General features: G+C 30.8%; 10 protein-coding genes and 2 pseudogenes. 8 read left to right on the top strand and 4 right to left on the bottom strand.

Features of this window, described 5'->3' with window-relative positions; all coding sequences use genetic code 11:
• Window positions 1-12: 12 nt before the first annotated feature.
• Genes CF386_RS07530 through CF386_RS07520 form a run of 3 tightly spaced genes read left to right on the top strand, consistent with a single transcriptional unit; the run spans window position 13 to window position 2,539 of the window.
• A complete protein-coding gene (locus CF386_RS07530; RefSeq protein ID WP_089073819.1) occupies window positions 13-1,146 on the top strand; it encodes an aminotransferase class I/II-fold pyridoxal phosphate-dependent enzyme in 1,134 nt (377 codons plus the stop codon).
• On the top strand, window positions 1,134-1,928 hold the full coding sequence (locus CF386_RS07525) for a nitrilase-related carbon-nitrogen hydrolase (protein ID WP_089073818.1): 795 nt from the start codon (window positions 1,134-1,136) through the stop codon (window positions 1,926-1,928). Before CF386_RS07530 ends, CF386_RS07525 begins: the two co-directional genes overlap by 13 nt.
• Entirely contained in the window at window positions 1,925-2,539 is a 615-nt protein-coding gene (locus CF386_RS07520) for a DUF333 domain-containing protein (RefSeq protein WP_089073817.1), read from the top strand. The genes CF386_RS07525 and CF386_RS07520 overlap by 4 nt, the downstream gene beginning before the upstream one ends.
• 204 nt (window positions 2,540-2,743) lie before the next feature.
• Here the strand turns inward: CF386_RS07520 and CF386_RS07515 are convergent.
• Window positions 2,744-4,849: pseudogene (locus tag CF386_RS07515) on the bottom strand (YgiQ family radical SAM protein); the annotation flags it as partial.
• Between the two features lie 163 nt (window positions 4,850-5,012).
• Between CF386_RS07515 and CF386_RS07510 the strand changes: the two are divergent.
• A complete protein-coding gene (locus tag CF386_RS07510; protein ID WP_089073815.1) occupies window positions 5,013-6,194 on the top strand; it encodes a NupC/NupG family nucleoside CNT transporter in 1,182 nt (393 codons plus the stop codon).
• Between the two features lie 101 nt (window positions 6,195-6,295).
• Window positions 6,296-7,681: an MFS transporter gene (locus CF386_RS07505; RefSeq protein WP_158522336.1), complete on the top strand. Its 1,386-nt coding sequence runs from the start codon at window positions 6,296-6,298 to the stop codon at window positions 7,679-7,681.
• Window positions 7,682-7,970: 289 nt separating this feature from the next.
• On the opposite strand, the gene CF386_RS07500 is transcribed toward CF386_RS07505, so the two are convergent.
• Together CF386_RS07500 and CF386_RS07495 are read right to left on the bottom strand one after the other, a co-directional pair.
• Entirely contained in the window at window positions 7,971-8,249 is a 279-nt protein-coding gene (locus CF386_RS07500; protein WP_089073813.1) for an autotransporter outer membrane beta-barrel domain-containing protein, read from the bottom strand.
• A 23-nt stretch (window positions 8,250-8,272) separates the two neighbouring features.
• Window positions 8,273-9,442, bottom strand: coding sequence for an MFS transporter (locus CF386_RS07495; protein WP_089073812.1), 1,170 nt, complete (start codon window positions 9,440-9,442; stop codon window positions 8,273-8,275).
• Window positions 9,443-9,597: 155 nt separating this feature from the next.
• Between CF386_RS07495 and CF386_RS07490 the strand changes: the two genes are divergently transcribed.
• Window positions 9,598-10,476 (top strand): LysR family transcriptional regulator, encoded by an 879-nt coding sequence (locus CF386_RS07490; protein WP_089073811.1) that lies wholly within the window; start codon window positions 9,598-9,600, stop codon window positions 10,474-10,476.
• Window positions 10,477-10,514: 38 nt separating this feature from the next.
• On the opposite strand, the gene CF386_RS07485 is transcribed toward CF386_RS07490, so the two are convergent.
• Window positions 10,515-10,979: an Lrp/AsnC family transcriptional regulator gene (locus CF386_RS07485; protein WP_225971778.1), complete on the bottom strand. Its 465-nt coding sequence runs from the start codon at window positions 10,977-10,979 to the stop codon at window positions 10,515-10,517.
• A 243-nt stretch (window positions 10,980-11,222) separates the two neighbouring features.
• Between CF386_RS07485 and CF386_RS07480 the strand changes: the two genes are divergently transcribed.
• Window positions 11,223-12,794: an APC family permease gene (locus CF386_RS07480; protein WP_089073809.1), complete on the top strand. Its 1,572-nt coding sequence runs from the start codon at window positions 11,223-11,225 to the stop codon at window positions 12,792-12,794.
• 468 nt (window positions 12,795-13,262) lie between these two features.
• Window positions 13,263-14,795 (top strand): annotated as a pseudogene (locus CF386_RS13680) (APC family permease); the annotation flags it as partial.
• Window positions 14,796-14,875 lie beyond the last annotated feature (80 nt).

Here is a 14,875-nt window from a genome sequence, read left to right as displayed (position 1 = left end):
AAATTTAAGTATATGATTGGAAAAAGTAATATCAACATAAAGCCATCTATTTTTGGATTAATGTCCGCCCTTGCAAAACAACATAATGCAATCAATTTTACCCAAGGTGCACCAGATTTTGAAACACCTTCTTGGATTCTAGAAAAACTAGAATACTATAGTTCACGTGGAAAGAATCAATACTCTCCTATACCTGGGATGCCAGAGCTAAAAGAAGCCTGTGCAAATAAAGTTAAACATTTATATGGCTGCTCAATAAATCCAGACAAAGAAATAATGATTTCATGTGGTGCGTCTGAGGCCATCTATTCTATTATAGCGGCATTTATTTCAGATGGTGATGAGGTAATATACTTTGATCCTGCTTTTGATGCCTACCCTTATGTTACTAAAATGATGAATGGTAAAAGTATTCGCTTACAATTTCTATCTAATGGACGAATTGATATTGAAGCAATTAGAAAGTCTATTACCCATCGAACAAAATTAATTATATTAAACTCGCCTCATAATCCATTAGGCGCTGTTATTAGTAAAAATGAATATTTGGAAATAGCTAAAATAATCAAAAACAAAGATATCTTATTACTTAGTGATGAAGTGTATGAGCATATTTATGCCGGTGAACAATATCAAAGCGTATTAAGTATCCCTGAATTAAAAAATCAAAGTATTGTGGTCCAATCACTTGGTAAGACATACAATATAACAGGTTGGAGGTTAGGAGTTTGTATTGCGCCAGAAAAAATATTACCCTATTTATTAGGTGTGAAACAATTTACAACTTTTTCCGCACCAACACCTCTTCAACTAGCCGTAGCTGACGGAATTAACGATCACCCAGAATACTATGAGACATTACCTCAGCTATATCAAAAAAGCCATGATGTCATAACTAATTTATTAAGAAAATCAAGATTTAAAGTACTACCATGGCATGGTTCACCATTTTTGATGTTAGATTATTCAAATATTACTTCTAAAAATGATGAGTGCTTTGCAAAAGAGTTAATTACAAATCATGGTGTTGGTACTGTTCCCGTATCTTCACTTTACGAAAAACCAATACACAGATACTTAAGAGTTTGTTTTGCAAAACAAGAAAAAGATCTGATAGAAGGGGCCCTAAAACTATGTCAGATTTAAATATTTGTATCATACAATCTCACATCTTTTGGCATCAAAGTAACAAGAATAAAGACCATTTTAATGAACTTTTTTTAAAAATTAAAAAAGATAAAAATCCAGATTTAGTTGTATTACCAGAAATGTTTAATACAGGATTTACAACTGACATCAATGAAGCCTTACCCTATCATGAAATAGAAAATTGGCTTATCGAACAGTCAAATAAAAATAATTTTGCAATTATAGGGAGTTCACTAGTACTAAATGAAAACCATGAACGAGTCAATCGTTGTGTTCTTGCAAATAAAGATAACATACAATTTTATGATAAAGTCCATCTTTTTGTATTATCATCAGAATTTCAAGATTTAAAACCAGGTAAAATAAGGCCAATCTTTATTTTAAATGACTGGAAAATTATGCCGACCATATGCTTTGATTTGAGATTTCCGGAGTGGCATTCGAATCAGAATGAATATGACTTACTCATAAATGTTGCAAGCTGGCCCAAGGTGCGATCCGATCATTGGATAACACTTCTCAAAGCCAGAGCTATCGAAAACCAAGCCTATGTTGTAGGATGCAATAGAGTCGGAGTCGATGGAAATAACATTGACTATCAAGGTGATAGTATGGTTTATAATTATGAAGGCAAGATTTTAGCAGAGCTACCAAAAGATGAAAGTGGGATTATATATGTAACAATAAATAAAAACGACATGTTGAAATATAAAAAGAAGTTTAACCTACAAAAATCAAAATCTCATTACTCTATTAAATATGAGGAAGACCCTAAATGAAACGAAGTAAAACATTTTTATTTATCTTGTTATGTACATCAATGCTTTCTTTTTTAACATCATGTGCAAACTATTTAGTACATAAAGATCAAGCCTATCGATATTGCGTTGATAACGGCAACCAAATCAAAACTGAGTTTATAAATAATCAATCCACTGATTTTTGTGTCTTTAAAGATAACTCTTATTGTAATAAATGGGGTTACTATAATGGCTCTTGTAAACCAGGCGAAAACAAAAGTCCTGTAATCTCAATGCCAGTAAAAAACCAAATATGTATACAAAATTTTGGAACAAATAAGGTTTTTATTGAAAATAATAAAGTATATCATATTTGTACATTTAAAGATGTTTATTGTGATATTAATGATTTAGTTGCAGGTAAATGTTTGGACAATAATCAGAATAACAAAAATCTTACACAATCAAGAATGTCAAGTTCATTTATACAACAATTAAAGGAAAACTGTTCTGATAAAGGTGGAGAAGTTCAAACAATGAGTTATGATAATTTACCATTACAAGTCTGTGTATTAAAAAATAAACAAATCTGTGGACTATATGATTTGTATCAGAATAAATGTATTCCAGGAAAGATTAAACTCAATTAATATTTTAATAAAAAACCTAATTTTGGTTTTTTATTAAAAAGAAGGGCTAAAGCTAATCAAAAAGGTATACGTTACCCAAAGTCTAAATTGTTACCCTTTCTAGTTAAAAGTGTATAAAAGTTTAAAAGTTAGTGAATTAAGGATACCTTACAAAGAATTACTTAATTCACTGATGAATTAATTAAAAAATTATTAACTTTTAAATTGGTTTTTTGTATGTTTTGTTGCAAAACGTTTAGATGCATGGCGACCAGATTTTCTTTGATAAAAATTATTCTTCTTAACTGAGTCAACTGATGGGATTAAACAACCTTCTTTATCACCAATAAGATGACTTTTACCCATATCCTTTACTGCCTCTCTTAAAACATCCCAATTATTTTCATCATGATACCTTAAAAATGCTTTGTGTAACTTTCTTTTCTTTTCTGATTTTGCCGTATTAATTATATTCCTTTTTTTATATTTCACTTTTTTAAGTGAGTTGGTTTCTGAATAATACATTGTAGTTGCATTACACATTGGTGATGGGTAGAAGTTCTGCACCTGATCACATCGAAAATTATTCTTTTTCAACCAAAGCGCTAAATTTAACATATCTTCGTCTTCTGTACCTGGATGTGCTGCGATAAAATAGGGTATCAAATATTGTTTTTTACCTGCCTCTTTACTGTATTGCTCAAACATTTGCTTAAATCGATCATAAGTACCAATACCTGGTTTCATCATTAAATCAAGCGGTCTTTTTTCTGTATGTTCTGGCGCAATTTTTAAATAACCACCAACATGATGTGTAACTAATTCCTTCACATATTCAGGAGACTCAACAGCCAAGTCATATCTTACTCCCGAAGCAATCATTATTTTTTTGACACCATCAATCTTCCGAGCACTCTTATATAAATCAATGGTATATTGATGATCTGTATTTAATTTTTTACAAATGGAAGGAAAAACACATGAAGGTCTTCTACAATTTGCTTCTGCTTTAGGATCTTTACACCCCAATCGATACATATTAGCAGTTGGTCCACCCAAATCAGAAATCATACCTGTGAACCCTGGAACTTTTTCTTTAATATCCTTTATTTCGTTTAAAATAGATTCTTTAGAACGATTTTGAATAATTCTTCCCTCGTGCTCCGTGATACTGCAAAAAGAGCAACCACCAAAACACCCTCTCATTATATTTACAGATGTTTTAATCATTTCATAAGCTGGAATTTTTTTATTCGTATACTTTGGGTGTGGCACTCTTGCATAAGGTAACCCAAAAACAAAGTCCATTTCTTCGGTTGTCAACGGAATAGGAGATTGTGTAACAAAAAGTTCCCTAGCCCCATGCTTTTGAACCAACGCTCTCCCAGAATAAGGATTTGTTTCCAAATGCATTATCCTACTAGCATGTGCATACAAAATTTTATCATTAAGTAACTTCTCATAAGAAGGCAGTCTAACAACTGTATTTTCAACCTCATGTTTGGATGGTTTTATTTGAATAACACTCACTTCACTCGTAGTACTTTGTTCCTTATCTCCTGCGCAGGGTTTATCATACTCATAAGGATTTTGTGGAACAAACTCTTTAAATGGTTTTTCTATTCTAGATGAATCAATTTCATTATAATGAGAAGGATATTTTTGGAGATTAAATGCACACCCTCTTACATCTAACATATTTTGGACCTGTTCACCTCGAGCAATACGATGAGAGACTTCAACTAAAGCTCTTTCAGCGTTACCAAACAATAAAATATCTGCCTTGGAATCAAAGATGATTGATCGCCTAACGCTCTCTGACCAGTAATCATAATGAACAATACGGCGTAAACTAGCTTCAATACCACCAATTACAATAGGAACATCTTTGAAGGCTTCTCTACATTTTTGAGAATAAACAATTACAGCTCTATCAGGTCTTTTTCCACCTTTATTGTCTGGTGAATATGCGTCATCATGACGTATTTTTTTATCAGCAGTATATCGATTGATCATTGAATCCATATTACCTGCAGTAATTCCAAAATATAAATTAGGCTTACCTAATTTCATGAAATCATCTTTACTATTCCAGTTTGGCTGATCAATAATACCAACTCTAAAACCTTGTGATTCAAGCAACCTACCGATAACAGCCATCCCAAAGCTTGGATGATCAACATAAGCATCACCAGTTACTAAAATAATATCACAACTATCCCATCCAAGTTGATCCATCTCTTGTTTAGAAGTTGGTAAAAAAGGCGATGAACCATAACATTCAGCCCAGTATTTGGGGTAGTCATATATTTTAGTTTTTGCTTGAATCATAATAATATCACTTTTATTTAATTAACTTAGCATTATAACTTAAAAACATATTTATATAAATTAATTTTAACAATACAAAAAAATATCAATATAAGAGTATAAAATCAAAGCTAAATATTGTAATATACGTCCCGCAAAAAACACACACAACGAGAGTACATAAATGAATATTTTACATTCCATTTTAGGAGTTTTGTTTGTCTTGGCATTGGCGTTATTGGTAAGTAAAGACCGAAAAGCTATAAAGATAAGACCAATCATTCAACTACTGATTATAGAAGTTATTTTAGCTTGGTTTTTACTTGCTTCAGATTACGGATTAATTATTATTAACGAAATATCCAAATTATTTGATTTGTTTTTGGAATTTTCAAATATTGGAACAAAGTTTGTTTTTAGTGAACAATTTCTTAAAGACAATTTTTTCTTTGCACAAGTTCTAATGCCAATTATTTTCATGTCAGCTTTGATAGGCATCTTAAAATACTTTAAAATCATGAACTATATCATTAACGCATTAGGATATGTTTTATCAAAAGTCAATGGAATGGGTAAATTAGAGTCCTTTAATGCAATCAGTGCTCTTTTTTTCGGACAAGAAGAAAATTTCGTTGTTTACAAAGATGTTATTGATAAAATTTCTGAGCGAAGACTATACACTCTAGCAGCAATGTCCATGTCAACAGTGTCTCTGTCTATTTTAGGGGCTTACATAAGCATGCTAGATCCTAAGTATGTGCTTACAGCTATTATTTTAAATATTTTTAGTACTTTTATTGTTCTCTCCTTAGTCAATCCATATGATCATAAAGAAGAGTTAGAATATAACAAGCTGCAAACTGAAAAAACAGAAAGTTCTTTTTTTCAAATGTTAACGGATTATATTATAACGGGTTTTAAAGTTGCGATGATTGTTGCTGCGATGATGATCGGATTTTTGGCACTTTTGGCACTTTTAGATCATGTTTTTGCCTCAATACTAGGCGTAAGCTTCAGAGAAATATTAGGTTATATTTTCTATCCTATTGCTTGGATCATTGGAATACCATCTGATGAAGCTTTACATGCTGGAATGATTATGGGTACTAAAGTTGCGGCAAATGAGTTTCCTGCTATTGATTTATTAAAACAACTCTCTGGTCAACTTTCTGAGCACTCCAAAGCAATTGTCACTATTTTCCTAATATCTTTTGCAAACTTCGGTTCAATCGGTATTATTACGGGTTCAATTAAAGCTCTGTCCAATAAACAAGGTAATGTTGTTGCTAAATATGGTTTCAAGTTGATATTTGGTGCAACACTAGTTAACTTATTATCTGCCACGATTGCGGGATTAGTAATATAGCCACTATCAAAAACAAATAAATTTTGATATAGTAACGCTAATTGTATTTTGGATATTAAAGCACTTCATTTCCCATGAAGTGTTTTTCTTTTAAAGGTATTATGAGACTAAATATAATTTTAGGTATTGTAATAGTAGCCTTCGGCTTAGAGCTTTTGGACACAACCATAGCTTGGGCTGTTATACCGGATATATCATCATCACTTAATACAAGTAATGCACTAATTTATTTAGCATTATCAGCTTATCTCATATCAAATGCTATATTTATTCCCTTAGGTTCTTGGCTAATTCCCAAGTTCGGTAGTAAAAAAATTTTTTCTTGTGCAATTTTGTTTTTCACGGTCGGTTCATTAACTATAGCAACATCACAATCAATTCATATTTTCATATTAGGTCAAGCAATAGAGGGTTTAGGTGGTGCTTTGATGGTGCCAACAGGTAGAAACCTTTTGCTTAAGGTCTCACATCAAAGTCAACATCCAAAAATACTTAACATGCTTCCCCTCTGTGGAAATCTAGCTGGTATGATCGGACCTACTCTTGGTGCATTTATAACTGAGGCTTTAAGTTGGCACTTTATTTATTTAGTTAATATTCCCTTTTTGATATTCCTGTTTATTTTGACTCAAATTCATTTTCCTAAAAAGAATACCCCATCACTAAAAAAACCTTTTGATTTTTACGGCTTTTTCTTTTTGGCTACAGCCAGTTTTACAGGAATTTTAGGAGCTAATTTACTATCAGAAAACATATCAAATCTTTTTTTACCAAGTTCAATGATTATTTTTGCAGTTTTTTTTGTATTTCTAGCTATTAAACATCTAAAGAAGTCACAATTACTCATCCAAACTTATCCCTTTTCAGTTGATACATTCAAATCCTCTATTATTTCAGGCTCTCTATTTAGAATGGCGTTAGGTGGTTTAACCATGTCACTCCCAGTTTTTTTACACTACAAATATAGTTATACATATATAGAAGCAGGCTCTGTTATGATTTTTCAACCCATAGGTTTATTATGTGGAAGATTTTTATCGACAAAATTATATGCAAAAGTTGGTTATATGAAATCTATTTTAATTGGATGTATCTTATCGATAGCATGTATTTTAACAATTCTATTAGCTAGTAAAGCCATATCTTTCTTTGAAATTGCTATCATTTTATTAATCATAGGCTTCTGTCAATCTATAGTTTTTACTGGTTGTAATTGTTTAACTTTTTATGGTTTTAAAGGAGAAGAAATTAATAACGTTAATGTACTTATGGCTCTTTTTCAAAAATATAGTTTTGCATTTAGTGGAACTATTGTTGCCCTGACAATGACCATCACAAATGCTTTTGTAAATTCCAATCACTCTCATACCCTATCAATAGAAATATTTATGTTGATATCAATTTCGTTGATTTTAATTTCAATTTTAAAAATGTTTCAAACTGAAACAAATATTGGCGTAGTCTCATCCAAATCAACTAAAAATTAGAAGACACTTTTAAATTAAGATTGAAGAAATAATTGCTAAAATAATTATCCAAAGCACTGGTTGTTAGATTCTTTAAACTAGATTAAATTTATTTTATTTAAGAAAGTTTGTTAGACTTGAAACATGCTTTGTGGTCGAGAAAATACAGTCTCAACCTTATATCTTTAAAGTAGGTTGTTATTGATACAGAAATGAAATAAGAAGTGACGATTTTAAACTCTTTAGAGACGAAATATTAAAAAAAACATACATAATTAGAGTTTATCTTCAGATTTTTAAAAAAATGAAGTTAATATTTTATTTCAATGTTGATATTAAAAAAACTTAATCCAATTTCTGGACCTAAGGATAAAGATTCCGTAACAGAAAATAAATAACCAACATGTAACTCTCCAACGAGTCCGCCTTTATTTTTTAAAGTGGATACATCATCTAGTGGAAATCCTAATTCAGAAGTTGAGGCTACTGAATAACTAACTTGTCCATCCAAATAAGCACCATATGTATTAGCATATGCTGAGCTTATAAAACCTATAATTATGATAGTTGATAATAATATTTTTTTCATAATTTGTTTTACCCTATGCTAGATTAGGTTTTCGCTCTGTTAGTCCATCGGTCTACAGAATAAATTAATATAAAGACAATTGAAATTTCAGAAAAAAATGTACCTAATTGTGAGCTTTCAAATATCCAATGTTTCATCAAGAATGGTGCTGCCAAAGCAACCAGCCATAGAGAGAAAAAACCATTGACCGCTGTAGCCATTCCTGATTTACTAGCGAAAGGATTTAATAATTCAGTCATAAAAATTGGCTGGGATAAACCTCGACCGAAGTTAAATAAAGACAATGAAAATATAAAGTTTAGTATTGATAACTTCAAATAAATGAGTAATAACCCACTAGATAAGGTCATCAAAAAACTGACGTAAATAATCTTAGTATTCGAAAATATATTTTGTATGGAAATTAAAACGAAAGAACCAAATGCCCTTGCAACTACAGGGATCATTATGATGTAACCATAATTTAATAGACTAATATTTAATTTCTCTTCCAGAATAAAAGGAGATAAAAGTACAGAGATAATGTTTAACAGATACCCAAAGCTAGTATAAAAGCTACATAGTAAAAAATTTTTATTAGTAAACAGAAACCTATAGTCATGAATTAAGGTTATTATATTAATCTTAGTTTGTTTGCTGGTTAATGTTTCCTGAAGAAAGATTAAACTAATTATAAAAATAAATGCTATGCATATAAACACAAAAATAAAGATAGCATGCCAATTATAACTATTTACTATCCATGAACCTAATGAAGGAGAAAGAATTGGAAGAATAGTTCCGATAATGGTCAAATATGAAATTGATTTTGCAAGTTTAGAACCAGTGTAACTATCTCTTAAAATCGCATAACATAATACAGCGCCGCCACCAGCTCCCAAACCTTGTATAAAGCGACCAATTTCTATACCAATAAAATTAGATGAAAAACATATACATATTAAGGTCCCAACCAAATATAAAAACTGAGATATAAAAAATATTGGTCTTCTACCAAAATAGTCCGAGAGAGGTCCGCAAATCATTTCTGAAAACCCCAAAGATAATAAATAAATTGAAATAATTAAACTTATATTATTACTAGAAACATTCAAGTCTTTACTCATGAATGGTAAAGATGGAATATAAATAGTCATTCCTATTTGAGCTGTAGACAAAACCATCATAGAAATAAATAACTTTCTATCTTTCATTGTATTAATCCATAAACAAAAATTTAAAATTAGGATAAACACTAATTATGATTTTTATAATATACTAATTTAGAAAATCTCCTTTTCTTAATAATTGTAAATAAATTGTTTTTTTTTCTGTATAATGATGTTTTTCATAAATAACAGGGCATCAATTGAATTGGTTTCAGTGCGTTAATAGTTATATTAGGGTTTTTGAGGAAAAAAGCTTTAGTCGGGCAGCAGTTAAACTTCATACTAATAGTTCAGTAGTGAGTAAACGTGTCACTTGGTTAGAGGAACAAATTGGATCACAACTTATAAAGAGAACAACCAGAGCTTTAGAATTTACAGAATCGGGTCAGTTTTTTTATCAAAAAGCACTTATTCAAGTCAGTGCTTGGCAGAAAATGTTAGATGAAACTCGTTTTATAAATAACTCTTACAAAGGACCGCTTAAAATTGGAGTTCAAAGGTCTCTAGGATCAAAGTTTATTAAATCTCACCTTACCAATTTTCTTGATAAATATCCGGACTTAAGACTTAATTTAGTTCCAATTGATTATGGTCAATCACCCAGTCTATCTTTTGATTTATTTATTACGCCTGATATATATAATCAATTTGATAACTTAAGTTATATTAGAGTACCGTTATTTAAAAGAAAGCTACAATATTTCGTATCGCCCAATTATTCTGATAACTACCTAATTCCTGAAACATTTCAACAGTTAGAATCACACAATATTTTAATGTTATCAGAAAAGCCAATTACAAGTCTTACAAATGACAAAGGAGAAACCGTAAAAGTTTCCAGCAATATCACTACAACCGACAAAGAGCTCATAGTATATTTGGCAAAAAAAAGCATGGGGATTTTGTGCTCATCTAATTTAGGTGTTCAAGATAGCTTAGATGAAGGCTCTTTAATTAAGATTTTAAAAAACCATCATCTTAAAGAAGATGTCGTTTCTATATTTTATCCAAAATTAGAGTTCAAGCACGCTAAAACTGAACTTTTTGTTAATTATATGAAAAAATCATTTAATACATAAAAAATTATTTCAATCATATGTATTAATGTTTAATTAAGCTAGATTGCGTTCTCTAAGGGAAGAACTTGCTTTTCTGAAGAACTTCTCAAAACAAAAGTCGACTCAATATTTTTGATCATACTAGAAGAAAGTTTTTTAAACAAAACATCTTGATAATGATCTAAATCACGAACAACAATCTCTAGCATATACTGCGCCGATTGTCCCGTAAGGAGGTGGCATTGAATAATTTCAGGATATCCTAAGACCATTTTTTCAAACTGTTCCATTTTTGCTTCGCTATGACCATCTAAAGTTACCATAACAAAAACTTTCATATTCAACCCTAATTTTTTAGGATTTAATATTGCAGCATATTTTTTTATATATCCCTCTTTTTCAAGTTGTTTGACTCTTCTAAGACAAGGTGATGGTGATAATGAAATCATATCTGCCAATTCCTGATTACTTATTGCACTATTTTCCTGAAGAATCTCTAAAATGCGTCGGTCTATTCTATCCAAAATATTACTCCCCATAATTGCTTATTTCTTAAATAAGTCTCTTTATTTTTTTTTAACTATATTCTTTTGTGTCTGTATCATTGAATAATATGGAGAAAAATTAAAGGCGCCATATTATTCCAATAAAACTATCATAACTGAAATAAAATTTCAATATTTTGCTTTTATATTTGAACTAAGCAATCATTGACTGAATCTAGTTTGATAAGATAAACAAATTGTTAATTTAACTTAGGGCATGATATGTCAACGAAAAAAAATTTAACCACTTTCTCACTATTTGCTGCATCTGTTTCAGGAATGATTGGCTCTGGATGGTTGCTCGGACCTCTAACAACAGCACAAATTGCGGGTCCTGCTTCAATTATATCATGGATTATGGGTGGTGTTTTAATGGCAATTATTGCCGCCTGCTTTTCATTTTTATCAAAAAACATCCCAACAACAGGTGGTTCAGTTCGTTTTTTTCAAATCAGTCATGGTCATTTTGCAGGTTTTAGTATTTCTTGGATTACTTGGATTGCGTGGGCATCAGTTCCGGCAATTGAAGCGCTTGCGGTCCTTCAATACAGTGGGAATTATATTCCAGGATTGATGACTAAAGGACCGTCACCAGAATTAACGCATATTGGAATATTGGCAGGTATAGCTTTAATTGTAGTTATAGCATTAATTAATATTGCAGGTGTTAAAGCATTTAATAAAACGAACTATATCATTCTTGCAATGAAATTATTTATACCCATTGGTGCTATTTTTTATCTTTTCTTTAGTAGTAATAGTGTCAATCATGTTGAAAATTTTTCAAATTTTGCTCCCAATGGATGGAAGGCAGTTTTAAGTGCACTTCCTTTAGCTGGTGTTTTTTATTCATTTTTAGGATTTAATCCTGCTATTGAAATGTCCCGTGAAACAAAAGATCCAAAACGTTCAGTTCCAAGAGCTCTATTCTTCTCATTATTATTTACAACTGTTGTTTATTCTTTATTACAAATTGCATTTATATATGCATTACCTAATTCTAGTTATGCGAATGGATGGGATCATCTATCTTTTACTGGAAGCAGTGCTCCTATTGCTGGTCTTCTTACTTTATTTGGTGTTGCAGTTTTTGTTAAAATCCTATATTTAGATGCAATTATTGCACCCTTCGGAACGGGTTTAGTCATAAGTGCCACAACAAGCAGAATGACGTGTGCTATGAGTGATAACAAGTATTTACCAAAGTATTTGAGTAAGTTTTGTCCTAAAGGAACGCCTGTAAATAGTATTATTTTTAACTCAATTATTGCAATATGCTACTTATTTACATTTACAAGTTGGAAGAGTTTAGTTGGTTTATTAGTTGCTTCATTAACACTTGGATACATAGTGGGTCCCCTTGCATTGGGTCTTTTAACAACACAAAATAAAATAAACTTTAAGGAACACCACAAGAAATACATTCATGCTTTATGTATCACAGCACTAATTATCTGTACATTAATTGTTTATTGGGCTGGTTGGGACGTTATCAAAAAAATTGGTGTCATATTTACTGTTGGTTACGTCATTCTAGGTTGTATGTACTTTATTAATAAAAACAACTTTGAAAACATAAATCTTGTAAAAGGATCATGGGTTTTCCTCTACATTTTAGGTCTATGTATATTTAGTTATTTCGGGACATTCGGCGGAACCAATGTCATACCATTTGGCATTGATATCGTATATTTAAGTATATTTGCAACTGCTATTTACTATATGAGTATTAAAATATCTAATTACCAAGTATCAGATAGTACCCAAGATGCTCCGGAGTTTTCTATGAGTTAAAAGTATATTTTCTATGAAGTGATTGTTAGCAATCTAAATCATAAAGTATTTAATACAAATCCACATACTTTAAAGACGCAAACATATTATGTTTGCGTCTTTTATTTACTTTTGAAGTTTACAGAAATACATAGAAATATATTTATTAATGTAATCCTACAATTAATTAACATTTTATATATCGCAAAAAACAACTTTATCAGAATAAACAACCAACTTACTTCAATATTCAAATTATTATATTTTTAAAAAAAATATCCTAAAGAAAATAAATATCATGAATAAAATTAAATCAAGTTACTAATGCTAAAATTAATGACTGTATTGAAATAAAATATCAAACAAAAGCTTATTTTTCGCAATTACGCAATTTAATCTTATTTGTTTTTTGTTAGAATAAAAAACCTATAAAACAAGACTAAAGATTAATGAAATGACAACAAGGAAAAATTTAAGTTCTTTTGCTATATTTGCTGCTTCGGTATCAGGAATGATAGGTTCTGGTTGGTTATTAGGACCTTTATCAGCCTCTCAAGTTGCTGGCCCCGCCTCTATTCTCACATGGATAATTGGCGGCGCACTCATTTCAGTGGTTGCATTTTGTTTCGCTTTATTAGCAAAAAATTTACCCACAACAGGCGGCACAGTTCGTTTTTTTCAAATTAGTCATGGCCATTTTGCTGGGTTTTGTATCTCATGGATTACATGGGTGGCATGGGCAGCTGTTCCTACAATAGAAGCTTTTGCCGTACTTCAATGTAGTAGCAGTTTCATACCTCATTTGTGGACAAAGGGAGCATCTCCTCATTTAACTGAATTTGGTATTATGTTTGGAATATGTATAGTTATTTCCATGGCTATGATTAACATTGCTGGAAACAAAATTTTTAATAAAACAAACTATATAATTTTAATTCTGAAATTCGTTATTCCAGTTGGAACAATATTTTTTCTTTTTTTTAGTCATAATGAATATAATTTAACTTCAAATTTTACAGAATTTACGCCTAATGGCTGGCAAGCCGTTTTCAGTGCTCTACCTTTAGCTGGCATTATTTATTCTTTTTAGGCTTCAACCCAGCAATTGAACTTTCAAAAGAAGTAAAAGATCCTATGAAGGCAGTACCTAAAGCTTTACTTCTTTCTCTATTATTTACAACTTTATTGTACACCATTTTACAAGCAGCTTTTATTTATGCCTTACCCAATAATAGTTATGCTAATGGATGGAGTCACCTTACATTTAGCGGTGTCACTGCTCCTATTCAAGGACTTCTAACTCTTTTAGGCGTCACTTTTTTTGTTAAAGTGCTTTACTTGGAATCCGTGATAACCCCTTTTGGAACAGGTCTTGTCATTGGGGCAACTACAAGTCGCATGACTTGTGCTATGAGTGAAAATGGTTATATTCCTAAAAAGTTGAGTCACTTTAATCAAAAAGGAACACCCGTCAAAAGCATTGTCTTTAATACAATTATTGCAATAATTTATCTATTCACCTTCTCTAGTTGGAAAAGTTTGGTAGGCCTTTTGGTGGCCTGCCTGACACTGGGTTACATCGTAGGTCCTCTTGCACTTGGTCTTTTAACAGCGCAAAACAAAATTTTGTTTAAAGTACACCACAAAAAATACATACATGCTCTGTGTACCATAGCCTTAACAATATGCACTTTAATTGTTTACTGGGCTGGATGGAATGTTGTTCAAAAAATTGGGCTCTTAATTATTTCAGGTTATTTAATTTTAGGTATCATGTGCCTTTTAAATAGAAAAAAAATGGGAAATTTAAACATCATTAAGGGTTCTTGGATTTTAGTTTACTTTTTAGGTTTATGTATATTCAGTTATTTGGGAACTTTTGGTGGTATGGCAATTATCCCATTTGGAATAGATGTTGTTTATATTAGCTTTTTCTCTATAGGTATTTATCTATTAAGTTTAAAATTGTCCAAAATAAAATTATCTGAAAAAGTATCAAAAGCACAACTACAGACAATTTAAATTATTAAAAATACTATTTAAAGTTTAAGCTTATAAAGTGATAATAAAAAAATTTCCTAAAGTCATTACGCCAGCTTTAG

The organism is Paraphotobacterium marinum, assembly GCF_002216855.1.
GTDB classification, from domain to species: domain Bacteria; phylum Pseudomonadota; class Gammaproteobacteria; order Enterobacterales; family Vibrionaceae; genus Paraphotobacterium; species Paraphotobacterium marinum.
Note: the sequence above shows the minus strand (reverse complement) of the source record. Positions and strands in the feature narration are given on the sequence as shown.